The sequence below is a fragment of the Pseudoalteromonas sp. 2CM36K genome (assembly GCF_023161865.1).
GTDB classification, from domain to species: Bacteria; Pseudomonadota; Gammaproteobacteria; order Enterobacterales; family Alteromonadaceae; genus Pseudoalteromonas; species Pseudoalteromonas tetraodonis.
The window spans coordinates 102,711-128,607 of record NZ_JALNTK010000001.1 but is presented as its reverse complement, the minus strand read 5'-3'; the positions used below and the strand labels follow the sequence as shown (position 1 = coordinate 128,607).

20 protein-coding genes and 1 pseudogene are annotated in these 25,897 nt (G+C 40.3%); 7 read left to right on the top strand and 14 right to left on the bottom strand.

Annotated features, from left to right (window positions below):
- Window positions 1–149: 149 nt before the first annotated feature.
- Window positions 150–1,823 (top strand): energy-dependent translational throttle protein EttA, encoded by a 1,674-nt coding sequence (ettA, locus tag MTN97_RS00580; RefSeq protein WP_055252958.1) that lies wholly within the window; start codon window positions 150–152, stop codon window positions 1,821–1,823.
- Window positions 1,824–2,293: 470 nt separating this feature from the next.
- On the opposite strand, the gene MTN97_RS00575 is transcribed toward ettA, so the two are convergent.
- The 3 genes and pseudogenes from MTN97_RS00575 to MTN97_RS00565 all read right to left on the bottom strand — a co-directional run bounded on the left by MTN97_RS00575 (window position 2,294) and on the right by MTN97_RS00565 (window position 7,235).
- Window positions 2,294–4,342, bottom strand: a complete 2,049-nt coding sequence (locus tag MTN97_RS00575) for a UvrD-helicase domain-containing protein (protein ID WP_248473335.1) — start codon at window positions 4,340–4,342, stop codon at window positions 2,294–2,296.
- 67 nt (window positions 4,343–4,409) lie between these two features.
- Window positions 4,410–4,660: pseudogene (locus MTN97_RS00570) on the bottom strand (IS3 family transposase); the annotation flags it as partial.
- Window positions 4,656–7,235, bottom strand: a complete 2,580-nt coding sequence (locus MTN97_RS00565; RefSeq protein WP_248473333.1) for an exonuclease domain-containing protein — start codon at window positions 7,233–7,235, stop codon at window positions 4,656–4,658. The gene MTN97_RS00565 and the pseudogene MTN97_RS00570, both read right to left, overlap by 5 nt.
- Window positions 7,236–7,539: 304 nt before the next feature.
- Between MTN97_RS00565 and MTN97_RS00560 the strand changes: the two genes are divergently transcribed.
- Window positions 7,540–7,902 carry a PilZ domain-containing protein gene (locus MTN97_RS00560; RefSeq protein ID WP_248473331.1) on the top strand — a complete coding sequence of 121 codons (363 nt, stop codon included), beginning with the start codon at window positions 7,540–7,542 and terminating at the stop codon, window positions 7,900–7,902.
- Window positions 7,903–7,959: 57 nt separating this feature from the next.
- Window positions 7,960–8,868 carry a histone deacetylase gene (locus MTN97_RS00555; protein WP_036979636.1) on the top strand — a complete coding sequence of 303 codons (909 nt, stop codon included), beginning with the start codon at window positions 7,960–7,962 and terminating at the stop codon, window positions 8,866–8,868.
- On the opposite strand, the gene MTN97_RS00550 is transcribed toward MTN97_RS00555, so the two are convergent.
- Window positions 8,869–9,867 carry an AraC family transcriptional regulator gene (locus MTN97_RS00550; RefSeq protein ID WP_248473329.1) on the bottom strand — a complete coding sequence of 333 codons (999 nt, stop codon included), beginning with the start codon at window positions 9,865–9,867 and terminating at the stop codon, window positions 8,869–8,871.
- Window positions 9,851–10,759 (bottom strand): GGDEF domain-containing protein, encoded by a 909-nt coding sequence (locus tag MTN97_RS00545; RefSeq protein WP_248473327.1) that lies wholly within the window; start codon window positions 10,757–10,759, stop codon window positions 9,851–9,853. The genes MTN97_RS00550 and MTN97_RS00545 overlap by 17 nt, the downstream gene beginning before the upstream one ends.
- A gap of 285 nt (window positions 10,760–11,044) precedes the next feature.
- Here MTN97_RS00545 and MTN97_RS00540 point away from each other — a divergent pair, with 285 nt between their 5' ends.
- From MTN97_RS00540 to MTN97_RS00525, 4 genes are all read left to right on the top strand, one after another.
- Complete coding sequence (locus MTN97_RS00540) at window positions 11,045–13,351, top strand: TonB-dependent siderophore receptor (RefSeq protein WP_248473325.1); 2,307 nt, start codon at window positions 11,045–11,047, stop codon at window positions 13,349–13,351.
- A 64-nt stretch (window positions 13,352–13,415) separates the two neighbouring features.
- On the top strand, window positions 13,416–14,390 hold the full coding sequence (locus tag MTN97_RS00535; RefSeq protein WP_248473323.1) for a metallophosphoesterase: 975 nt from the start codon (window positions 13,416–13,418) through the stop codon (window positions 14,388–14,390).
- Between the two features lie 11 nt (window positions 14,391–14,401).
- The gene (locus MTN97_RS00530) at window positions 14,402–16,369 is read left to right on the top strand and encodes a phytase (RefSeq protein WP_248473322.1); all 1,968 of its coding nucleotides are present in this window, start codon (window positions 14,402–14,404) and stop codon (window positions 16,367–16,369) included.
- A gap of 135 nt (window positions 16,370–16,504) precedes the next feature.
- Window positions 16,505–17,182, top strand: a complete 678-nt coding sequence (locus tag MTN97_RS00525; RefSeq protein WP_214552340.1) for a hypothetical protein — start codon at window positions 16,505–16,507, stop codon at window positions 17,180–17,182.
- Window positions 17,183–17,277: 95 nt separating this feature from the next.
- On the opposite strand, the gene cyoE is transcribed toward MTN97_RS00525, so the two are convergent.
- From cyoE to nqrF, 9 genes are all read right to left on the bottom strand, one after another.
- Window positions 17,278–18,162 (bottom strand): heme o synthase, encoded by an 885-nt coding sequence (gene cyoE / locus MTN97_RS00520; protein ID WP_036979644.1) that lies wholly within the window; start codon window positions 18,160–18,162, stop codon window positions 17,278–17,280.
- Between the two features lie 9 nt (window positions 18,163–18,171).
- Window positions 18,172–18,528, bottom strand: a complete 357-nt coding sequence (cyoD, locus tag MTN97_RS00515; RefSeq protein ID WP_013464355.1) for a cytochrome o ubiquinol oxidase subunit IV — start codon at window positions 18,526–18,528, stop codon at window positions 18,172–18,174.
- Complete coding sequence (gene cyoC, locus MTN97_RS00510) at window positions 18,528–19,160, bottom strand: cytochrome o ubiquinol oxidase subunit III (RefSeq protein ID WP_248473320.1); 633 nt, start codon at window positions 19,158–19,160, stop codon at window positions 18,528–18,530. The genes cyoD and cyoC overlap by 1 nt, the downstream gene beginning before the upstream one ends.
- Entirely contained in the window at window positions 19,157–21,145 is a 1,989-nt protein-coding gene (cyoB, locus tag MTN97_RS00505) for a cytochrome o ubiquinol oxidase subunit I (RefSeq protein WP_248473318.1), read from the bottom strand. The genes cyoC and cyoB overlap by 4 nt, the downstream gene beginning before the upstream one ends.
- A 2-nt stretch (window positions 21,146–21,147) precedes the next feature.
- Window positions 21,148–22,101: a ubiquinol oxidase subunit II gene (gene cyoA / locus MTN97_RS00500; RefSeq protein ID WP_248473317.1), complete on the bottom strand. Its 954-nt coding sequence runs from the start codon at window positions 22,099–22,101 to the stop codon at window positions 21,148–21,150.
- A 331-nt stretch (window positions 22,102–22,432) separates the two neighbouring features.
- A complete protein-coding gene (locus tag MTN97_RS00495; protein WP_248473315.1) occupies window positions 22,433–22,861 on the bottom strand; it encodes a hypothetical protein in 429 nt (142 codons plus the stop codon).
- Window positions 22,862–23,187: 326 nt separating this feature from the next.
- Window positions 23,188–23,400: a (Na+)-NQR maturation NqrM gene (nqrM, locus tag MTN97_RS00490; protein WP_010391098.1), complete on the bottom strand. Its 213-nt coding sequence runs from the start codon at window positions 23,398–23,400 to the stop codon at window positions 23,188–23,190.
- Between the two features lie 97 nt (window positions 23,401–23,497).
- On the bottom strand, window positions 23,498–24,523 hold the full coding sequence (locus MTN97_RS00485; RefSeq protein WP_248473313.1) for an FAD:protein FMN transferase: 1,026 nt from the start codon (window positions 24,521–24,523) through the stop codon (window positions 23,498–23,500).
- A gap of 140 nt (window positions 24,524–24,663) precedes the next feature.
- Window positions 24,664–25,887: an NADH:ubiquinone reductase (Na(+)-transporting) subunit F gene (gene nqrF / locus MTN97_RS00480; protein WP_036979658.1), complete on the bottom strand. Its 1,224-nt coding sequence runs from the start codon at window positions 25,885–25,887 to the stop codon at window positions 24,664–24,666.
- Window positions 25,888–25,897: the final 10 nt, after the last annotated feature.

The window sequence follows — 25,897 nt, the reverse complement described above, 5'->3', positions numbered from 1 at the left end:
AGATGTATAGATGTCCAAATGAAAATTATTCACCCGGTTTGTACAAATTGAATATGTACTTTAAAACAGCCCCATTCGTTGACTGTTTAACCCCTCAACAACTACAATACAGCATTGAAATTTTTATTATTATTTGAAGGCTTTCCTCCATGGTTTTACCTGATAAGTTTATATTCTCGATGAGTCGAGTATCTAAGGTTGTGCCACCTAAGCGCACAATTTTAAAAGATATTTCGTTGCACTTTTTCCCTGGCGCTAAAATTGGTGTACTAGGTTTAAATGGTGCTGGTAAATCTACATTACTTCGCATTATGGCCGGTGTTGACCAAGACTTTGAAGGTGAAGCTCGCCCTCAACCGGGTACTAAAATTGGTTACTTACCGCAAGAGCCAGTACTGGATGAAAGCAAAACAGTACGCGAAATAGTTGAAGAAGCTGTTGGTGAAGTAAAACACGCACTAAACCGCCTTGACGAAGTGTACAACGAGTACGCAATGGAAGACGCAGACTTTGACGCCCTTGCAAAAGAGCAAGGTGAGCTTGAAGCAATTATTCAAGCGCACGATGGTCATAATATCGATAACGTTTTAGAGCGTGCTGCCGATGCACTTCGTTTACCTGAGTGGGACGCTAAAATTGAGCACCTTTCAGGTGGTGAGCGCCGCCGTGTTGCTATTTGTCGTTTATTACTTGAAAAACCAGATATGCTTATTCTCGATGAGCCAACTAACCACTTAGATGCTGAGTCGGTTGCTTGGCTTGAGCGCTTCTTACATGACTACGAAGGCACCGTTGTGGCGGTAACGCATGACCGTTACTTCCTTGATAATGTGGCTGGCTGGATTTTAGAGCTTGACCGTGGTGAAGGTATTCCGTGGGAAGGTAACTACTCTTCTTGGCTTGAGCAAAAAGATGCCCGCTTACAGCAAGAGCAAAAATCTGAAAAAGCACGTCAAAAATCAATTGCACAAGAACTTGAATGGGTGCGTTCAAACCCTAAAGGTCGCCAAGCTAAGTCAAAAGCGCGTATGGCACAGTTTAGCGAGCTACAGCAGTCTGATTACCAAAAACGTAACGAAACCAACGAATTGTTTATTCCACCTGGCCCACGTTTAGGTGACCAAGTATTAGAAGTAAACAACTTACGTAAAAGCTTTGGCGACCGTGTTTTAATTGATGATTTAAGCTTTAGCATGCCTAAAGGCGCTATTGTGGGTATTATTGGTGCCAATGGCGCGGGTAAATCAACCCTATTTAAAATGCTAAGTGGCGAAGAACAACCAGATAGCGGCAGCATTAGCGTAGGTGAAACTGTAGAGCTTGCAACCGTTGATCAGTTCCGTGGCAACATGGACGAAAGCAAAACTGTATTTGAAGAGATTTCTGACGGCCAAGACGTGCTAAAAATTGGTAACTTTGAGTTCCCAAGCCGTGCTTACGTTAGCCGTTTTAACTTTAAAGGTAACGATCAGCAAAAATTTGTTAAAGACTTATCTGGTGGTGAGCGTAACCGTTTACACCTTGCTAAGCTTTTAAAAGCCGGTGGTAACGTAGTACTACTGGATGAACCAACCAATGACCTTGATGTTGAAACACTTCGCGCCCTTGAGAACGCTATTTTAGAGTTCCCAGGCTGTGTAATGTGTATATCGCATGACCGTTGGTTCCTTGACCGTATTGCAACGCACATTTTAGATTACCGCGACGAAGGACAAATTAACTTCTTTGATGGTAACTACACTGAGTACGAAGAGTGGCTTAAAAAGACCCTTGGCGCAGAAGCTGCACAGCCTAAGCGTATTAAGTACAAAAAAATTGGCTAACAGCCACCGTTAATAAGTTAAAAGCCCGCTTGAATCAACGGGCTATTGAATGAACTTGGAGCTACCAGTTTATAACTGGTGGCTTTTTTGTTTTTTCGTTCTCTTAAGTATTTGAAAAATATATAAACGTATCACTTGGCTACTTTGTTTCCATTACAATTAGACTATATTTATCAATATGTTATGATTGTTAGTTGCCTTTTTAGCTTTAAATCGTGGTATCTAAATTATCTCTGTTAATCAAACATGCAATATTTTGGCTCATACTAGTGTATTATTTGGCTCAATGAAGTAATGAGTTAACAATTGAAAGGAAGTAAAAAACTCCCTGTCCTTTTCTAAAAAACATGTTGTCCAGCAACTTCTATTTCCAATTTATAGTTGCTATCACACTATTGATTCATCTTGCCAAAAGACTAATCGGCACTTTTCAAATTTGGCTAAAATGTCTTGTTTTATTTGTTTTAAATTCATTTGCTAATTAAGCCATGTTGGCACAGCAGCAATATGTATGGGTCTATTGTTTTTCCCGCACCTGTGAAAAACGTCAAATCAAATTTAGCTCGACTCAACATAATATAAATTGTGTTAGCGCTAGTGGATTCAGTCAGAGGGGCAAGAACAACTGGGAACTCTCGCCCAGCGATTTCCCAGATATTTACAAATAAAATATCGCTTGCATACTCCAAGTTTTCATCATTGCATATGGTGAATTTTTCCCCTTTTAGTAGTGTTTTGAATCGCTGAAGGCTCGACGAGTTCTCATAAAAAATAACTAAAGGAAACGAACTGGAAAACGTCACCTTAATGTAATTAATTCGGGCCTTTACCAAGTGAACAAAGTCTTCTTCCGCTGATATAAGTCTTAAGCTTGGCTTATTAAAGCCCATTTGATCCTCGAAATAATCTGACTTTATGTCTTCAATGCCTCGCCCAAGTATAAGTTGACGATAATTATAACTGACATTCCCTAGCTCATAGGTTTGTCTGAAGTTATGCCTAAGTTGATAAATATTCAGGTTGTCGTTTTTAGTAAAAGTATTTTCAATTGCAAGGTTGCTCCACAAACCAATACCATCAGGATTTTCAGTTTGAGACTCGTCTCCAGCCAAAATAGTGTTTTGCGTGCAAAGCCTTATTAACTCAATATCAACAGATGAAACATCCTGAGCTTCATCAACAATAATTGTGTGGAATGGATAATTTCGGAAAAGATTTTTATTAAAGTAACGTCTTAATATTTCCGCTTCATTTCGCTCTCTTGTGGTTTTGACAACAGCTTTAACGAATACTTCTTTGATACTCTCAAGTTCATTGACTAAAGACTGTTCTGCCAAATGAATCTGCTCATCGAAACGTAACTTAAATTTTTCTATAGCTTCCTGATGCCTGTTTTTATATTTACTAAGTTGCTCTCTAATATTAGCCTCATCACCTAATGACAAAACGGATTCATTACTTGTTGCATTAAAACCAATTCTTTTACCCAACCTTCTTAACAAAGACTTTTCGTTTTTTTTAATTATGGCTCTGGTAAGTTTTTCTTTTTCAATATCTGTATTTCTTTTAAGCTCAGCCTGCTTGTCAGCAATACTTTTCAAATTAACTTTTTTACTTTCTCTTACTTCTTCGGCTTTTTCCAGAAAGCTCTTAGCAGCAGAAATAAAGGATGTGTCATTTTTCGTAACATTACACAGTTGATCCCAATTGTTTTGGTTAAGTTGATAACCTAAAGTAAAAAGAGCCTTCGTATCAAAAACGAAATTGAAAATGTCGGAAGCGTTAACAGCTAATTTATTAAGAGAAGATAATTCATTAACGCCCACACTTGGTGTATTTGAATAGTTTCTTGCAATAAAATCACCAACTGGAAATATAGAAATATCGAAAATATCAATTGCAGCTAATAACTCTTTGAATCGAGGCACCACTTTAGAGTTTTTCACAATCACTTGTATTCTTGTAGGATTTATCTTTTCTTGAACCTCTAGTAACTTGATTTTTTGTAGTACAGTAGTTGATTTACCAGTCCCCGCTGGCCCATCTATAATGTAGTCGCCATCGCCATAAATAGCTTTACCTTGCGCTCCCGTTGGTATTATTTCCTTCATTTTCATGAAGTTTTCAGCGTCAACTTTTACAGAGCTTTCTTCTTCAATATTCTTGCCTTCTAGCTCAGCGAGCGCACTTTTAAAGTATGCTTTACCCTCACCAGAAACATACTTAACATCTCTTAAATCGTCTTCCAATGGCGTGAAACTACCTATTACACTTGCAATCCCCAAGGCTGGGCTTTCTTGTCCTAGTTCAAAACCAAGAAACGCTTTTGCTCTAGCATCTGCCCAAGAAAAAAGTCTATAGTTCCCAAAATGATTCTTGCCCGTATTAGGTATACCGCTTTCATAGAAAAATGATTTGGTTAGATAAATACTGGTTTCATCAAATTTTATTTTATGGAATACAGGCGTATCACTTTTTTGTGAAAAGGTTTCAAAATCTACGGCTAATTCTTGTTTCATTTACAACTCCTTGTATTAGTCGAGGCTAATTGTGACATAATTTGAACAATTAATAATGGAAACTGCTTTAAGCTACGTTTAATGGTTCAAATCTTACTAGACTTAAATTGCCCAAGGCATTAAGCCTTACCTTCTTGTTATAATAAGATTTCAATGTACTCAAATATGTGCTGACGCATGGTTTCACGGTCCTAATTGGCTCATACTGAACGGCTTCAACTTTCATTGAGTGGAAGAAACTTTCACACAAGCATTGTCCTAGCAGTTGCCTTTACGACTCATACTTCGGACTAAACCATTCTGCCTAATCAAGTCACGAGGAGTTCTTTAACTTTTTATTCTTAAGTTTTCTAAACTCTGCTCTCACATAGTCAGGCAAACCTCTTTTTCGCTCATCTTTACCAGCGTTTTTTAGCATTTCATAGTCATAACTAAAAGATAAGATATCATGTGCCTTGTAGACTTTGCGTGCAAGGCTTAATCGCATTGCAGGACTAGTTGGTGTCGGCTTATTTATCTTTCCTTTAAAATCTTTCTTTATTGTATCGGCATTGGTTGAGCAGTAGTTATGATAAACCCTTTTGATTTCCATTAGTTTCATCATCCACTTAGGATTGTATCCAGCATATACATTCCATCGTTTTGAGTTAGTCCCACTGGTTACTGGTCGCTCGTAATAGTTGATATGCCTGCGTAGTATTTGAAACCAGTTATCAACACCATGTAATGACGCTGAATCGAGTAATTCGGTGGCATAGTTAGAATCGATAGCTTGAATATTACCTAATGAATGAAAACCGCTAAATCGAGAGCGCATATTCGGGCTGACAATCCATTCCGACTTACTTCCTTCCATTGTCACACGATTGTTGTATTGCTGCTTCCATAGTAGTTTCAAGCGTTCATCTGCTGATAATTCAGGGTATTCTTTCTGAAGCTCTATATCTCGTTGTTTAATTTGTTCTGAAGTCGATTTATCTAGTAGCTGATTATTACCAGATCGTTCCGTATAGACTTGAAAGGCGTTCAACTTACCTTTTTCAAGCCAGTCCTTAAAAATACCGCATATGGATGTTTTGAAGCCAGAATCATTATCGGCATATAAGTTAATCTGAGTTGCAAAAGTCAGTATTTCTTTTAGCAATGCAAAGTGACTTAACATGCTGTACGTCTGGTTAACTAAAAGACCTTTTGAGGGGATTTGCATAGGGACATTGGCGTTGGTGTCCTCAACAAGCTCTTTTACGTCAATATCGTTTAAAATGTACTGTGCGTATCTGCGGTAATAGCTATCTTTTTCGTTTTCTTTTTTGTCTTTATGTTCCCGCTTTATGTTCTCTGAATCACTTTCGAAGTCGAAATTGAGTGTAGACGCAAAAACATAACCTGTATCATTATCTACAGTGGAGGTGACCATCAACGGTGTAGGACGCGGCTCATTGTGATTAGTCCAGTTTGAAGAGTGGTGCAATCTATCTGTACTTAAATTCAATGTTTTCCCTATTACAGCCATATCCATTTTTTGCGAATGGTATGCATCAAATGCTAACGCTTGCTCATAGAAAAAATCAATCTTGTGATAAATTGCTTTGGCAGTAATATCTAACTTATCTTCTTCACGATTGATGATCCCTTTATTCATTAAATTGAGAAATAGCGCCTCATTTCTATCCCTCATATAATGGCGCTGCTGAGGATCAAGTTTAATATAGAATCGAGAATTGCACGTTTCACATTTAACACGCTTTGAACCCAGTCGCAGTTCTTCTGTTTGCTGAAAAACGGGCTTACCGCCTTCATTTAATGGTTTTCTGACTTCCTTAATGACGACCTCATTTTTCCTTGTCTTGCCCGACATTGTGTATAGTTCTGGGTAACTAAATACACCTTTTCCGACATTTTCACATCGTCCCTTAACAATGGCCGTTCCTCGCCTTTCTTCTGCTGATAGCGGGATATAGTATTTTCGCTCACCGAAAGGCGTGTTTTTATCGCCAGTATTGTTACAAGAAGGTTCAACATATTTGCCAACGGATGACAGTCGCTCGATTTCTTTTCCTAAACTCTGGTTGTTGATCATGACTGAGCTTTTTCCGCATAACTTACAGGTCAACAGATATTCGTTCTCACCGCGCTTTCTTGTAGTAAGCTTATATTCTCCCCTTAATCCTTTTTTGGGCTTGCCATTCTCGTACTTAGCGGGATTCTTTGCTGGAACACCAAAATTTTCACACTCACTGTTTTTACAAAAGTTAAGCTGTATGTACTGTTCATCAACTGCACACTTATACGCCCTTGGTATAGTCAGTAATTTTGGTTCTCTGTGCTTTTTAGTTTGTGGGGTCCGCTTTAGTGGGATTGCGGTGTCATCCACCAGTTTGAAAAACAACTCTGCACACAAATTGGCATCAATCAACGCAGCGTGGACTATACGTTGACTGATATCAATACCGTACCGCCTGCACGCGTTATCTTGGCTGATAAATTTATCTAATTTGAATTTTTGCTTCGCCAACTCCATAGCACATGTAACTTCAGAGCATATTTCATTAATCAAATTGGGATAATTGATGCGATTCAGCTCACTATTTAAAAACTGAGTGTCGAATTTAGCATTGTAAATGACGAGGTGAGAGCCAGTTATGAAATTTATGAAGTCCTCAGACACCTCTTTAAAGGTCGGTGCGGCCTTTAATTCTTCATCAGAAATTTTGTGAGTATTAAAAGCTCCCTTGGTAGATTTTTTTCCCTCAGGATTAATTTTGTTATTAAAGACATTACCTGTACTTTTGCCATCCCTATATTCTACGCAGGCTAGGTCAATAATTCGGTGTCCACCTAAATGTGGATTTAAGCCTGTTGTTTCCGTGTCTAAGAAGACAAATCTTGTCATGTTCGCTACCCCTATTTTTAAAATTATAGGGCATTTAGCTAAACTTTATACTATCTAACTGAAAAATAATGACTAATTGTAACGATTTTTATGCGAAAATGGTAAGGATGGATTGTAACTTATTGTTTTATAATAGAAGTTAAAAACAAAAGTCACTGATATTACACCAGTGGCTCCAAGTTCATTCAGTAGCCCTCATTTTATGCGGGGCTTTTTTATGCAAGCTATTTTTAGCTTTGAGCAAATTGGCGTGTTAAGCATTACCAGCTATGCTTATTATAAATAACAACTTTATAAGATTATTATGCAAAACCGTCGGCAATTTTCTCGTATTATGTTCTCTACAGCGGCGCAATTGGAAACGGCTACCTCCCATTATGCATGCACCCTTTTGGATATTTCTTTACATGGTGCGCTTATTACTAAAAGCGATGCCTTTACAGGCAACAAAAATGACGAAGCAATATTACGTTTTACCTTGCCACAAAGCGATATTGAAATAAAAATGCCGGTGGTTATTCGTCATATCGAAGAAAATCATATTGGTCTTAAATGTCATAACATTGATATAAACAGCATTACGCATTTAAAGCGCTTGGTTGAACTAAACCTTGCTGATGAAACATTATTACACCGTGAGCTTGAAACGCTTATTTACCAAACATAAATAGACGCACTGCGTGAAGTTGATTACCATAACCAAAAATAATTAAACGACGCAGATATGAGTTTAAATCCCAATCTACCTTTAGTTTATCATCCTAATTACTCGTTTAGTTTTGATCCCAAACACCGCTTTGTAATGAGTAAATTTGCGCTGCTATACCAGCATGTTAAAACCCTTGGGCTTGCTGGCAGCAATATCATAGAGCCACCACATGGTCGTGTTGAAGAGTTAGAAATAGTGCACTGTGAAAACTATATTCACGATTTATGGCATAACCGCCTAGATGAAAAAGCCATGCGCCGTATAGGCCTACCTTGGTCACAAGCACTAATGAACCGCACATTTACCGCACCATTAGGGACACTGCAAACCGCGCGTTTAGCACTTAAAAATGGGCTTGCGTGTCATTTAGCGGGCGGCACTCACCATGCCCATAGTGATTTTGGTTCGGGTTTTTGCATGGTGAACGATTTAGCTTTTACCGCACAAACGTTAATTCAAAACCGTGAAGTAACCAACGTACTGATTTTTGATTTAGATGTTCACCAAGGTGATGGCACGGCAGCCATGCTGGCTCATCAACCTTATGCGTTTACCTGTTCAATACACTGTGAGAAAAACTTCCCGTTTAGAAAGTCCCCTAGCGATTTAGATATTGGTTTAGCCAATAATATGCAAGACGCTGAATACATAGGTATTGTTGACGATACCCTGCAATTTTTATTACACGAGCTTAACCCAGATCTGGTTTTATACGATGCTGGCGTTGATATTTGGCAAGAAGATGGCTTAGGTAAACTGGATATTAGTTGGCAAGGAATAGAAAAGCGCGACCACATAGTGCTTAAACGCTGCCTTGCAAATAATACCCCGGTGGCCACTGTAATTGGCGGTGGTTATGACAGAGATCATCAGCGACTAGCACAGCGCCACGGCATTGTTATTGAGCAAGCGGCTAGTTTTTAATTATATTTTTAACTGACTCGGCGTAATGCCGGTCCAACGCTTAAAAGCGCGGCGAAAATTAGGAATATCATAAAATGCTAATCGCATCGCGACTTGTTCATTGCCTTGCTGGCACACCCCCAGTAAATGCAGTGCTTTAAGTTTATTTTGCTCATCTTGTAATTGCGAATAGCTAACACCATGTTGTTTTAACTTACGTTTAAACGTAGCAGGGCTCATAGCAAAGTGCTCAGCACTGTTAGCAAGGCTGTTGTTTTTATCACGGTAAATGCGCTGGCACACAGCCTCAACAAAAGACTGTGATACATTCTTATTTAACTCACTTTGCGCTATGCACTGCTGCCAGCGCAATGGACTCGACTCTCGGTTTGGGCACTTAAGCAGTTGTTTATCAAAATGCCAACGGGTATAGGGTTGTTCAAATCGTACCCGTAAACCTAAATGCTGCTCATACTCTTGAATATGCCGCGGGCGTTTACAAGTAAAATCAAAATAACAGTGCGGGTAGTGATCTCTCACTCTTTTTAGTAAGCTCATTAGCGCAGCGCTGTATATTTCAAAACAATAATTTTTTAAAGGCTCGTCCATACCTACATTCGGTTGCAAGTACAGATAGAAATCATTTTGGAAAATATGCTTACGAGTAAAAAATAAGGGGGCAAGCATCGCTTGTATTTTATGTAATTGCTTTAAAGAGGCACCTAGTGTGGGGCCTAAACGCACACTTTGCATTGCTGGGCTAAAGTCATTAACCAATTGATGACCCAGTAAAAAGCCACTATCATTACTCTTCATTAAGGCTTTAAACTGGCTAATTAAAGCCAATAACTGCAATAAACTAAAGCGCTGTGATAGATCATATAAATCTTGCTCAAAAATACCCGTACCACGCAGCAATTTATGCAGCGGGATCCCTCGTCCTTGAGCAAGCTCCACCAGCGCAGTGATCATTCCCTCCGCGCTGAGGTATTTATCATCTAGGCTAATATACTGCTGCACCTACAAGGGCCTTTTCTTTTTGTAATTGTTGATGTAACTGACTGGTTTGCTGCACTGGATCTTGCGCTAAATCCATTGCCATGGTGGCGGTTAAAATATGCTGAAACTGTGCGCCTTTGCTTTTTGCGACTTTAAAAGCACAATGGTTAAGCGCCGCTTTCATTTGCGCTAGTAATTCTTTGGCTTGGCTTTGGCTGGTATTCGGCATAAGCACAATAAAACAATCGCCAGCATAGCGACAAAGCACATCATTCAAACGGCAATTCATTACTAGTAAATCACTAATTTCTCTTAGTAACCTATCACCTTCACTAAAACCAAACTGCGCATTAAACTTTGCAAAATCACGAATATCAATAACACCTAAAGTGCCGCCTTGCTGCTCTGTTTGTTGTTGCTGCATGAGTGAATGTAAGTAGTTAACTCGGTATAACCCTGTTACCGGACAGACTTTTTCATGCTCTCGCAGATGCGCTTCACGACGACGCAATTGACGATTTAAAACAAATTGCTCTTGATGCCAATAATAAAGCCCTGCGCTGGTAAGCGACATACCAAGCGGCGCTGGTAGTGACTCAAACCAGGTGAGCCATAATTGTGAAGGTTGCTTTAACCACTCATCGAGTAAATCGAGTGTGGCTGAGAACATAAACAAACCTAAACCTAACACTAATAAGGTAGTTACTTTGCCTGGCGGGCGTGAAATAAGTAACGCAACTATCCAGCTGAGTGTCATCAACACAATACCGCCTTCACCAACAATATCGAGCCACGCAATTTCTTGCCATTGCTTAAGTTCGCCAAAGTAAGCGCATATTGCTACAGCAATAACTAACAATAAAATGATGGTGTTGGTTAATTTTGCATGGTTGGTAAATGGGTTATATCGCATTAGGGTGGCTTCTTTAGTCTATGTTGGTCTGCATGCTAGCTTAGTCATGCTGTGTTTGTCAGGGTCATATTGGCTCATTGATATGACATTGAGATTAAAATTTATAGGTATTTAACCTAGTAATAACCATTTTTAGTGCGCTGAAGCCGTGTTTAAACAGCTCAAATGTCTGTTTGAAAAGTACTAAGTTGGCGTTTTGTCAGGAATTAACGGTAAAACTGTCACATTAGCGTCATTAACTTTTTTTAGTTTGCTCACCAAACCAAGGACAACCGGAGCAAATCAATGAAACAATTTAAGTTAAATGCTGTTGTAGCGGCATTAGCACTGAGCCAATTTAGTGTTAGCGTGAATGCAGAGGAACAAACATCGCCAAGAGAACCTGAAGTAAAGGTTTCTGAAGAGCTTGTGGTATACGGCGAGATTGGTTATCGCAACCGCTCGCAAGAACTAGCGCCCACGCTTGAATACTCACAAGAATACTTTCAACGTTTTGAACCACTCACCGCCGGTGATGCACTAAAGCGTGTTCCTAGTGTGACTTTTTTATCTGACGTACTGGAATCTGACGGCGCACGTATGCGCGGCTTAAGCCCTGCTTACACAAAAGTACTTATTAATGGTGAGGAAGTTCCGGGCGCAGGTGCTGATCGCTCATTTTTTGTTGACCGTATTCCAGCAGAATTAATCGAGCGCGTAGAAATAATTCGTTCATCAAGTGCCAACCGCTCTGCCGATGCCATAGCAGGCACACTTAACATTGTACTTCGTGATGGCTACAGCATAGACGGCGGTTACATTCGCGCTGGTGGTTTACGCTATGATGATGGCGAACTAAAAGAAAGCTTTGCGGGCGTTTACGGTACTGAGTTTGCAGGTGGGCGTTTACTCGTAGGTGCCAATTTACAAGGTCGTTATAACCCAAAACAAAAATCAAGCAGACGTTATGGCGATAGCCCTGAAAATAACCCTAATTACGCAACAGACGATTTTGATAACCGTGAAGATCAATCTGATACCCGAGATGGCGATGACACCTCATTAAATGCCAGCTTTGAAAAGGTATTTGATAACGGCGGCAAGTTTGATATTAGTGCTATGTGGGTTGATACCGACCGCACCGAAGACGAGCGTTCTTTTGAATATGATGATGCATCTACAACCTCAGGATTGCTTGTTGAAGGGGGCAACTTGCTCTCAGATAACGCAAACGTCGCTTATATTGATCAAACAAACTACAACATTAACTCAGGTTATGAATTACCGTTATTAGGCGGTACCAGCAAATTTAAAGTAGGCTATGCCAGCTTTGAAGAGTCAGTTTACGAGCAAGAAGTTGAGCTTGATACATCTGAGCTCCCAATGGTTTTTGAGGAAGCAGAAGAAACCGTTGATATTGACGATAAAGAATGGTCATTACAATGGCAGCACAGCTTACTGCTAGGTGACTCGAAAGAAGTTCAGTTTGGTGCTTTTGTGCAAGGCAAAGAACGCGACACAGCTATTTTTGTCGCTGAAGATGAAAGTGAGCAAACACGTACTGGCTGGGATCAATTTAGCCAGACGCCAATGTCGTTAGCGCAATTTAACAATGAATTTGAAGCAGTAGACGGAGGCGTTAATACGCTTGAAGAAGACCGCTTTGACTTATTTGCATTAATCAAACACAAAGCTGATGTGTTCTCATGGGAGATGGGTGTGCGCTGGGAGTCAACTGACTCAAGTATTACCGATACCAATGAAGGCGTTACAGCCAAAAATGAATATGACTTTTTCTTACCGTCGGCTCACTTTCGTTACAGCATCAGTGATAACGGACGAGTCAGCGCCTCTGTTGCTCGCAGCTTACGTCGCCCTGACTTTGACTACATGACCCCCGCCCTACTTGAAGAAGAGCTCGCTGATAATGACTTTTTAGGTAACCCAAACCTTAAGCCAGAATCTTCTTGGGGTATCGATTTGGGTTATGAATACCGTTTAGGTAAAAGTGGTGTTGTTGGTGTAAACGTATTTTACCGTAACGTTAGCGACCTGATTGAAATTGCCAGTACCGGTGTTGAAGGCTCTGAAGGTGAAGGCACATTTGTACTGCAACCACAAAATACTGGTGATGGCACAGTTCAAGGTGTTGAGTTTGATTTATCAACTCCTCTAAGCGCCTTGAACATGCCTAATACTGGAATCTTCTTAAATTACTCTTGGCTCGACAGTGAAGTTGAAGACAGTTTTGGCAAGCGCAAATTTAACGACCAATCAGATTATGTTTATAACGTAGGCTTTATCCAAGATTTACCAACCCTTCGTGCATCATTTGGTGCAACGTACCGTAATCAAGGTGATGCATACGGACGCTTTATCGGTGAAGAAGTGACAACCTCTTACGGTGCTGATTTAGAGCTTTTCGTTGAAAAACGCTGGGAAGACGTAACACTTCGCCTAGTTGGTTCAAACCTACTTGATGCCAGTAAAGATGAAGTTTTCAACAAGTTTGACTCGCTTGATGATCAAAATAATCGTGACTTTGATGAGTACGAGCTTGAATCTGAAGAAGCAGGTCCTGTGATTCAAGTAATGCTACGTTACGCATTTTAATCACACGTATTGTCATTTTAAGCACGTAATGGCAAACCATCGCGTGCTTTTTTGGAGTTAGAACATGTTTAAATTGTCTTTCATAATGGCCGCGCTACTGTGCTCATCATCGCTTAGTGCAAAAGAGCCTGTTATTTATAAAGATGCGCTATACCAGCAACAAAAAATAGCCAAGTTAACTACGTTGCCTAATAGCCTTAACTTTATGGTTATTGGTGATTGGGGACACAACGGCCACTTTTATCAAAAAGAAGTGGCCCATCAGCTAGAAATTGCCATGTACCAAACCGATGCAGATTTTGTTGTCTCGACCGGCGATAACTTTTACCCAAATGGTGTGGCAAGTGTGAACGATCCTCTTTGGCAATCAGCCTATGAGAATATATACCACGGCCCGCACACATTTGAAGATTGGTATGTTGTGTTAGGTAATCACGATTACTTGGGTAATGCTCAAGCACAAATTGACTACACAGCAAAAAGTCAGCGCTGGCAATTACCAGCAAGGTACTACAGTAAAACATTTGCGCTTGAAAACAACGAGCAAGTGTTAATGGTTTTTTTAGATACCAACCCGATTCAGCCTGAATATAAAACCCGTGAAAAATACCGCTCAACCCAAGGTCAAAGCTATCAAACACAATTGGCATGGCTTGAAACCCAACTAGCTGGCAGTAACGCAAAATGGAAAATTGTTGTTGGCCATCACCCGCTTTATTCAAGTGGTAAACGCTTTGGCCGCAACCAAGGTCTTCGCGACATTTTAGAACCTATTTTAGAACGCCATAACGTGCACGCTTATATCGCAGGGCACGAGCACGACTTGCAATACAATCAACCAAAAAATAGCAAGGTGGCTCACTTTGTCTCTGGTGGTGGCAGTGAAGCACGGTTTGTAAAACAACGTGAATTTACCCGCTACGCAGAAGCAACACCGGGCTTTTTAAGTATCTCTATCAATGGCGAAACTCTCAGTGTAAGCGCGATAAATCACCTTGGTGAAGTACGTTTTAGCACTGAAAAGCACCTAGATAAGTAAAGGATAAAATAATGAACTTTAAACTAAATACAATTTCAGCTGTGCTTGGCAGTGCACTTCTATTGACTACTATAAGCGGCTGTACACGTAATAACGATACCCAAAATAATGCAGCAGTTACAAAACCATATATTGAAAAAACAGACATTGAAACCAAATTATTCGGCCCACAACAAAACATGCAAGGCTCACAAGCTGCTGCACTTGGTAATAATCAATGGCTAATGGCGAGCGAAAGCCAAGGCTTATTACTTGCCGATAACGAAAAAAGCAGTGTGCTGCTCGCCGGTAACTTTGAGTCAATTTCACTGAAAAAAATAGCAGCGCAGCAATTTTTATTGGCAACTCTAGATAACAACCAAGATAATGTGGTTATTTTTAAGCTTATAAAAAATGGCCAAACTTGGCAGCTAAATGAACTCACTCGTATTAGTCCGCCTCAAGCTCAGCCTAATGCCGTGTGTTTATTTAAAAACAGCAATACCGAGACTGTATCAGCGTTTGTGCCAGATGTTCGCGGCCTGATCAGCGAAACGGTTATATATGATTTAGCCACTAACCAAGCTAAAAATATCGCAGTACGTGAGTTCTCTGCAGTCACAGAGGCTTCAGGTTGTGCAGTAAATGACGACACAAAAACCCTGTATGTGGGTGAGGCAAAGTTAGGTGTGTGGGCCATTAACGCGGATGCAGAATCTGATGCCAATAAGCAGCCTGTGGCTTTGGTACAACCCTACGGCGAATTAAACAGTGAAATTGGGGCCCTATCGGTATCACAAGACGGTACATTATGGCTCAGTGCCACTGATGGTAATGTGGTTTATGCTTACCAAGCTCAAACAGACAAGCTAAGCCAATGGTCACTGGCAGGTGAGCCCACAATAGAGTCTGTTGCAGCGAGCTTTATTAATGACAATCAAGCCCAGCTGGTTTTAATTGATGATGAAACAGGCGCTTACATTCAAGCAAACATTAACTACACAGCGCAAACAGCGACTTCACAAAACAATGTCGCGATGACTCACCTTCATGCCAGCGCACAAACAACACCGGTTGCAGCATTTGGTGATGCAGCAGATGATCCGGCTATTTGGATAAATGAGCAAGACGCTAAAAACAGCTTAATTTTAGGCACTGATAAACGTCGCGGCTTGATGGTTTATGACCTTGCTGGCAACAAAGTACAATCGCTAAATATAGGGCGTTTAAATAATGTTGATGTGCGTCAACATCAAGGTATAAACAACGAAACTCACACTTGGATCACAGCCAGTAACCGTACTCTTAATAGCATTAGCGTATTTACTGTCGATAGTGATAACCAAGTAAACCATGTAACAGAAATAGCGACTAACCTACCTGAGATTTACGGTATGTGTATGTATTCCTCTGAGTCTGGCTATTACGTGTTTGTTAATGATAAATCAGGTTTATTTCAGCAGTATAAACTCACCGGTGAGCAAAGTAATTTAAGTGGTGAACTGGTTAGAGAGTTTACTCTACCAAGCCAACCTGAAGGCTGTAGTGCTGATGATAATCTAGGCCAACTATTTGCAGGTGAAGAAGATGCAGGCATTTGGTATATCGGTGCAGAGCCTACCGCTGGTAACAAAGCAATAAAGCTACAAAGTGTTAATGAGCAACTGGTGGCAGATGTTGAAGGTATGGAAATTTATCATGCTAATGATGCTCGCTATTTAGTAGTATCAAGCCAAGGCGATAATAGCTATGTGCTTTATAAAATCTCAGATGACAAAGAGCCTAGTCTAAGCTTTGCAGGTAAGTTTAATGTAATTGCAAACCTAGATAAAGGCATTGATGGCGTAGGTGAAACTGACGGTTTAACCGTTACAGCAACGGCTTTGCCAGGTTACCCCGAAGGCATGCTTATAGTACAAGATGGCTACAATCGCATGCCTCTACAACCACAAAACTTTAAAATTATTGACTGGCGCGAAGTGAAAAAAGCAATTAGATAATAGCTAACCCAAAATGTACTGATACACACTAAAGCTTTAGTGTGTATCACGTTTAAGCTTTACTAAAATATGAATGAAGATAATTATGTATAAATGTATACTACACTTTATATCTATAAATTAATTGAGGTTATTATGCGGCTACCCTACTTCGTATATTTATTTATCAGCATTATATTTTGTACCAGCTCGCTTGTTAATGCCGAAGAGCCACCAGAACTTCCGCCATTGAACCCCAAGTATGAAGCAGAGCATGCTATGGTGTTGGTTAATAAAGGTTCAAGTGTATACGCGATTAACATTCCAAGCTTTGAGCTTCCTTATGATGTGCATGTTATGTACAAGGTAGATGTATCTGATATTCCATTTTTAAATTTAGTACGCGATGCTGAGTTAGTTACAGTAAAATCAAAGCCGTTTAATATTCAACGCTTAATGCGAGGCGAAGAAGTCGCGATTACCGCAGATGTGTATCTTGGAGATTTTAGACAAGGAGGTAGCTTAGTTTACAGTGATAAATTAATAGAGCTTAGCGAGCAGTTATTTACTCGTGAGTTAACTGATTTAAGCCCAGCATCAAAATGGCAACAGTACGATATGGTTACGCTAAAAAATAACGAGCGTATTTATATTCACCAAATAACTCAGCCACCAAGCTATCATCATATAATGTTTGTTAATTTAAGTGGTGCCTGTTTACAAAAGTTTCGCACCTCAACTGAAGTGCCCTCTGCTGATGAGCTCAATTATAAGTTTATAAATTGTGGCACATTGAAACCCATGTTTTATGATGCTGAAAGCTTAAGTAAATAATTTAGCTTTGTTTTAGGGACGAAAAAAGGCTCCTCGCAATGCTCAGAGCCTTTGGTTAACTTTGGGAATTAACTCGGTTCACTGATCAGATAAGATCAGTTTAGCGCCACTAATTGTGGCGCAATTGTTTGATAATCTACCGCCATCGCAATACTCAAAGCGGTAATATTAATAATAGAAAACGCAAACACTTGGCGTGCCCAACGGGTAGTATCTATGTTGTAGCGGTATCCTCTAAGTGCCATGAGTAACCACCAAAAACTCGTAATACAGGCAACGGCCATAAAGGCAGCACCGGTATAACCACTAATTGGCAATAGCATCACCACTAAAGCATATACCGCAATATAAAGCACAATATGGCGCTTAGCTTTATTAACACCTTGCGCCACGGGCAATACTGGAATATTAGCGGCTTGGTAATCTTTAAAGCGAAAAATAGCAATCGCATATGAGTGCGGCATTTGCCACAAACTAAACATCACCAGCAGTATTAATGCACCCATATCGAACACACCCGTAACGGCGCAATAGCCAACAACAGGAGGAACTGCGCCCGACAGACTACCAATAAAGGTGCCGTAAACAGAGTTGCGTTTCATGTAGAGGCTGTACACGCCGACATAAATCACATAGCCAAAGGCGGCAAAAAATACCGCTGCTTGAGTGGTAAAGCCGATTAATAAGCCAAAGCCAATTAGCCCTAATAACACGCCATGGCTTAAAGCGGCTTTTGCAGACATTTCGCCCGTTACAGTTACACGTGAGCGAGTACGCGCCATAGCAACATCAATGTCTCTATCTATAACATTGTTTATGGCACATCCCGATGCAACAACAAGCGATAAACCAACCAAGGTAACCAACATTAACCATGGGTCTATATCACCGCGGGCGGCAAGTAAAAAACCACCGGCAACGCTGATCAAATTCCCCATAATAATACCTGGCTTAGTAACAGCTAAATAACGGCGAAACATCTGAAACCTCTAATACATCATCATTGCGTTTGATTCATAAATGATCCAAACAGACAGTCCAACCACCATGACGATGATCAACGCGCTAAACAAGAAGGTAAAGGTATTCGCTTTGCCTTCATCAGTGGTGAAATTAAGGTGTAAAAAGTATTTTAAATGCACCCAAATTTGCACGATTGCAAAAGTAACGATACTCCAAAGCGTGGTGACTTTTGAAAAATCGCCCTCCATCACCATCCAAAATGGAATGGCCGTTAAAATCACTGACAAGACAAAACCAATAAGATAGGTTTTAACACTGCCATGCGACTGATCATGATGTTGGCTTTGCATTTGCGCTAAAGCATGCGTTTCGCTATGGCTCATTACATTGCTCCCATTAAATAAACAACGGTAAATACACAAATCCACACAATATCTAAAAAGTGCCAAAATAAGCTTAAGCAACTTAAGCGCGTGACGGTTTGTTTACCTAAACCGCGCTTGATCACTTCTATCATCATTATGCTCATCCAAATAAGGCCTGCAGTTACATGTAAACCATGCAAACCCACTAATGAGAAAAACGATGTTAAAAAAGCACTTTGCTGTGGGCCATTGCCATGAATAATTAAATGATGGAACTCATAAATTTCCATGCCAATAAACACCGCGCCTAAACAAAAAGTAACCGCGAGCCAACCAAGCGTCAGCGTCTTTTTTTGCCCTTGAGCGGCAATCATGGCAAAACCAAAAGTGATACTACTAATAAGTAGCGCCGCAGTTTCTACGGCAACAAAATCAAGCTCAAAAATATCTTTGCCCGATACACCACCTGCGGTGTTCATATAAAGCACTGCGTAGGTTGCAAAAAATGAGGCAAATAAAAGGCAATCGGTCATTAAATAAAGCCAAAAGCCAAAGATTGTATCGTCAGAGGTATCGTGATGCTCATGCGTATGACTTACGCTATGAGGCTCTAAATTTACATGGCCTTTAGTTGCAGATAACGTACTCATGCGCTTACCTCCTTCGTATTACTGGCAATATGCGCGCCTTCAATTTGTAATATTTCATCGTTTTGCACGTAGTAATCTACATCGCTGGTGTAAGCGCGGTTAATAAATAGCGCAATTGCACCAATAAAACCAAGCCCTGCTAGCCACCAAATATGCCAGATCATGGCAAAACAAAACGCCGTTAAACTCGCTGCAATAAGCACACCCGATGCCGTATTTTTTGGCATATGAATTGGGCTATAGCTAGATTTACCTTGATAAGCTAGGCCTTTTTCTTTCATATCAGTCCATGTATCAATATCATCAACATGCGGGATTTCAGCAAAGTTATAGTACTGCGGCGGTGATGACGTTGACCATTCAAGGGTGTGACCGTTCCAAGGATCGCCGGTGGTATCATCAAGCGCTTCGCGGTTTTTAAAGCTCACATAAAGCTGAATAACTTGGCAAATAATACCGAACATAATAATCACGGCACCCACTGCAGCAATATAAAGCCAGATATTCCAATCAGGATTATTAGAGTGATTTAAGCGACGTGTCATACCTAAAAAACCGAGTACATACAATGGCATAAAGGCTACGAAGAAACCGATTAACCAACACCAAAATGATGCTTTACCCCAACGCTCATCGAGCTTAAAGCCCATTGCTTTTGGAAACCAAAAAACAAAGCCAGCTAAGTAGCCAAATACTGCGCCACCAATAATGGTGTTATGAAAATGAGCGATTAAGAATAAGCTGTTATGCAATACATAATCGGCACCAGGGATTGCTAGTAATACCCCCGTCATACCACCAATACTGAAGGTAACCATAAAACCAAGCGTCCACAGTACGGGCACTGTAATGCGCAAACGGCCACGGTAAATAGTAAACAACCAACTAAATAACTTAACCCCAGTAGGCACAGCTATGACCATGGTCATTACTCCAAAAAAGGCATTTACATTGGCGCTTGAACCCATAGTAAAGAAGTGGTGTAACCATACAATAAAGCCAAGAATAGAAATGGCACCGCTGGCATATACCATCGATTTATAACCAAATAAACGTTTACCAGTGAAGGTCGACACTATTTCAGAGAAGATACCAAAAGCTGGTAATACTAAAATGTATACCTCTGGGTGACCCCATGCCCAAAACAGGTTGATATACATCATGGCGTTACCGCCTGCTTCATTAGTGAAGAAGTGGAAATCTAAATAACGGTCTAGCGTTAGCATGGCAAGCACTGCGGTTAAAATTGGAAATGATGCCGCAATTAAGATATTTGCCCACGTACATGCCCATGTGAAAATTGGCATTTTCATCAGTGTCATACCAGAGGCACGCATTTTAAATACTGTCACTAGGAAGTTAACAGCGGTTAATAGCGTACCGAGCCCCGATATTTGCAAGGCCCAAATATAATAATCGACCCCCACCCCAGGGCTAAAGGTCAACTCCGACAATGGTGGGTAAGCAACCCAGCCTGTTTTAGCAAACTCACCAAATATAAGTGATAAATTTATTAAAATGGCGCCACTGGCAGTAAACCAAAAACTTAAATTATTTAAAAATGGAAAAGCCACATCGCGAGCACCAATTTGCAGTGGTACAACAATATTCATTAAACCAATCATAAATGGCATTGCCATAAAGATGATCATAATAACGCCATGGGCGGTGAATATTTGGTCGTAATGTTCTGGCGGCAGATAACCTGGCGCCCCACTGGTAGCAAGCGCTAACTGCGCACGCATCATAATGGCATCAGAAAAACCACGAAACAGCATGATTAGCGCTAATAAAATGTACATAACGCCTAAGCGTTTATGATCAACCGAGGTGATCCAGTCACGCCAAAGCACCCCCCATTTTTTATATTTTGTTATGAGTCCAGCTATAATAAGCCCGACAACAGCAATCACCGCCATGGTAACCATGATAATAGGTTCATGAAACGGAATTGCATCTATAGATAATTTACCTAAAAACGACATGATTATTCCTCGCCTTGGCTGTGTGATGATGGCATTGAATGATTACCCATTGCTTGATGCTCATTACTCATCTGCTGATGTTTACCCATGACATGATGTTTTTTATTCATATCGCCATGCGCCTGCATGTATTTCATCACTATGGTATGGAATAAACCGTCATCAACCTTGCCATAGTAAGCGACGGGATTGTTTTCACTTGCTTTTGCAAGCTCAACATAATTGGCATGAGTAAGGCTATTAGCGTTGGTTTTAACCTGTTCAACCCACTGGTTAAAGTCAGCTTTTGTTGGCGTTGCGATGGCATTAAATTTCATACCAGTAAAACCCGCACCACTGTAATTAGCCGAAAAGCCTTTAAACGTGCCTGGCTCATTAGCAATTAAATGCAGCTTAGTTTCCATGCCCGCCATTGAGTAAATTTGGCTACCTAGTTGAGGAATGAAAAACGAGTTCATGGTACTTTCTGATGTGATTTTGTATTCAACCGGAACATTAGCAGGAAATACCAATTCGTTTACCGTAGCAATACCTTGATCAGGATAAATAAATAGCCACTTCCAATTAAGTGACACCACTTCAACAGTTAAGTGTTCACCTTTACCCTCTATCGGTTTATAAGGGTCAAGCTCTTGCGTTGACTGCCAGGTGATCACACCTAAAATAACAACAATAACAATAGGAACCGCCCATACAACAGCCTCAATCTTATTAGAGTGAGCCCATTTTGGTGCGTAAATTTCATGGTTTTGTGTGTCTCTGTATTTCCAAGCAAAATATAAAGTCATCACAATAACGGGGATCACAACTAACAACATAAGCACAGTGGCGATGATGATCAGATTTTTCTCATCAATACCTATCTGCCCTTTTGGGTCGAGTACCCCGCCATTACAGCCTGATAAAATCAGCGCCATACTAGCTAAAGCAATATTAAAAAGGTTACGAATTAACAAGGGACTATCCTAAAACCTAAAGAGTTTTTATTAGCTGCCAAAAATATTTAGCAACGATATTTGATAAAAACCCAAGTTAATTAAGATTGAATTACAAATAATGCAGAGCGAATGCAAGCATGAAGTATTGACCACTGGCTTAATAAAAAACACCTAGCAGAACCAACCCAGCTTTTTTTAAACACATTAATATAACGCAATAAAAAATTAACTTGGGTGAGGTGTGGTTGGCTGAGAGTGTGTAAAAACACTAAGCTACAATGAAAGTAATCGTTATTTACAGCAAGAATAAATAATTAGATACCACAGGTGTAACCTATACCCATAAAAATTAATGAGTAAACAGACAACCTGTAAAGCTAGGTGGAGCACGACAACCATGTGCAGCTTGCACGGGTTGCTGAACTTTAGCCTCGCTAAAAGCAAAGGCTGCTTTACGGAGGATTATTCCAGCACGACGCGCTGGAAACATGTGGAACAATAGCCAACAAAGGCCAATAAGTAACTGACACGATAAGATAGGATGAGCTAAAAATTCGGCAATTGTCAGTAATAATGGCTCTATAAAAAAGCCATCACTGACCAATGCTTCAAGCCTAAAGGCATCCTCGATAGCGCCACTAAGCAACATAACGGCATTAAAAACTAATAATGTTACAGCCACACTCACGCCTCTTTTCGCTTTATTAAAGCGCTCATGCAACACTGACTTACCTAAGGTAAGCAAAGTGCTGGTATGAAACAAAGAAAATGAGTTCAAAAACATTAACCTATTAAAATGACTAATAACAAAATTAGGTATACACCGTGGCAACAAAAACAAGTTGCAGCCGTAAAGCCTTATACAGTGACATGAAATACAGTCTCAACGCATTAGCACTATTTTGCTAAGCTAGATTTGATCCGCATCAATAGAACTTTCAAAACTTACTGAAAGTTCGGGCATGAGTATAACAAAGAGAATTTTCTGTTCAAGATAAAAACACGATTATTTTATTGCCTGAAGATTTATTTATGGCGATATAAATAAAAAACCTCCCGTAGTGAGCTACGAGAGGTTTTTTGTTTAAACAGAAATAAATCTATTTAAAGAATTTGGTTTTCTTTCCATACTTGCTCTTTGGCTAGACGCTTTTTGCGTTTATCACATGGATCATCGCAATCACATGCTTTATCAATACCTACAGAGCCTAGGCCTCCGCAGCTACTCGCCATCGATTTTCTTTGTACTATCATGCCTATCGCCATTGCAGCGACAATTAAAATAAGTAAGCCAAAGGTTAGAAAAAAAAGTGACATTGCTTAGCCCCTATTGTTCAGCAATAAAATGAGCCCAAACATCATATCTGAGCTCATTGCATTATATACCCTCATGATAAGGATATAAACCTAAAGACTATAAATAAGGCTTAAACGCAGGGCTTGAATAGGTGACTAACCCCTGTGCCGATTTCGCAATTAGATACACAGGTAAATCATGCTGCTGCGCATAACGTTGTGCCTTTTCCATGCCCATTACCGTTAAAGCAGTCGCTAAACCGTCCGCCGTCATTGCGCTTGGGTGTAAAACTGTAACAGAGACTAAGTCGTGCTTAATCGGCATGCCTGACATTGGATCAATGAGATGCGTATAGGTTTCGCCATCCATAGTATAAAATATTCTATAGTCGCCTGAGGTGGCAATGCCATTATTACCCGGTGTTAATACGCGGTGTACTTTGCGCTCGCCCGGATTTGCATCAGGTTGTTCGATTGCTATTCGCCATGCTTGATTGTCTGGTTTTGTACCAGCAATACGTAGCTCCCCGCCAATCTCAACCATGTAATCTGTAATGCCTTTGCTTTGCAATAGCTCAGCCACTTTATCAATACCGTAGCCTTTTGCTGTAGCTGAAAACGACAACTCTAAATCAGCAACTGTTTTAGCTAACCCTTGCTCATTAAGGACCAGCTTATCTATACCAATGTTACTGACCATATTTGCCAGTGCTTCATCCGTTGGGCGCTTTGTTGGTTTTTTATCAGGACCAAACCCCCATAAATCAATTAGCGGTCCCATAGTCACATCGAGTGTTTTAGTTGAATCACCAATTCGTATAGATTCTGCAATAACCGCTCTAAAATCATCACTAATTGGCATTACTTGATTAGCACCTAAACGGTTAAAGATGTTTATTTCTGAATCCTCAATATAGGTCGACATAGACTGGTTAATATCAACTAAAACCGCATCTATTTCTGCTTGTACTGCTTGAGGGTCCACTTGATCAGCGTAAAACTTGATGTGGTAAGTTGTCCCCATCGTTTTACCTTCAAGGTAAGCTTCTTCGTTGTGTTGTGAATTGCCACAACCGGTAATAAGTAACGTGGATATGATTAAAAATAAGGCTACCACGCCTTTAACTGTGCTTAATCGATTCATAATAGCCTACTTATAAAGGTTAAATAGAGTATCAACTAAAATCAGCGGTAAAGCCAAACTCAGTCAGTTGATATAAAAAAGCCTCATAACACTTAGTGCTATGAGGCTGGTATTTTAACTAAATTTATTTAGTTTGGGTATTAGCCACCGAAATCATCTAATAAGATGTTTTCGTCTTCTACACCTAAATCTTTAAGCATAGAGATAACTGCCGCATTCATCATTGGAGGACCACACATGTAGAACTCACAATCTTCAGGCGCTTCGTGATCTTTAAGATAGTTCTCAAATAACACGTTATGGATAAAGCCTGTGTAGCCTTCCCAGTTATCTTCTGGTTGCGGATCTGAAAGCGCTGTGTGCCAAACGAAGTTTTCGTTTTGCTCAGCTAGGCCGTCAAAATCTTCAACATAGAACATTTCACGCTTAGAACGCGCACCATACCAGAAACTAATTTTACGCTTAGAGTTTAAACGCTTAAGTTGGTCAAAGATATGTGAACGCATTGGTGCCATACCTGCACCACCACCTACGAATACCATTTCAGCGTCTGTGTCTTTAGCGAAGAACTCACCAAATGGACCAGAAATAGTTACTTTATCGCCTTCTTTAAGTGACCAAATATACGAAGACATTTTACCACATGGTAGGCTCAAGTTTCTTGGCGGCGGCGTAGCGATACGCACGTTAAGCATAATAATGCCTTCTTCTTCTGGGTAGTTAGCCATTGAGTAAGCACGAATTGTTTCTTCGTCTACTTTTGACTCCAGGTCGAAGAAACCAAAATGGTTCCAATCGCCACGATACTCTTCAGGAATATCGAAATCAGCGTATTTAACATGGTGAGCTGGCGCTTCGATTTGGATGTAACCACCCGCACGGAACGGCACTGACTCGCCATCTGGAATTTGTAGCTTAAGTTCTTTGATGAACGTTGCTTTGTTATCGTTAGAGATAACTTCACAATCCCATTTTTTAACACCGAAAATTGACTCTTCAAGTTCAATTTCCATGTCATTTTTAACATTAACCTGACACGCTAAACGACAACCTTCACGTGCCTCACCTTTAGAGATGTGGTCAAGTTCAGTTGGCAGAATATCACCGCCACCTTCTTTAATGTGAACGCGACACTGACCACAAGAGCCACCGCCACCACATGCAGAAGATACGAAAATACCTGATTCAGATAGTGCACCTAAAAGCTTACTACCCGCTGATGTTTTAATGGCTTTGTCTGGATCGCCATTAATACCGATGATGATGTCACCGCTTGCAACTAGCTTAGATTTAGCACCAATGATGATTAAAACTAGTATTACAACGATAGCGATGAAAACACCAACGCCTAAGAAAATATCCATGATTGACCTC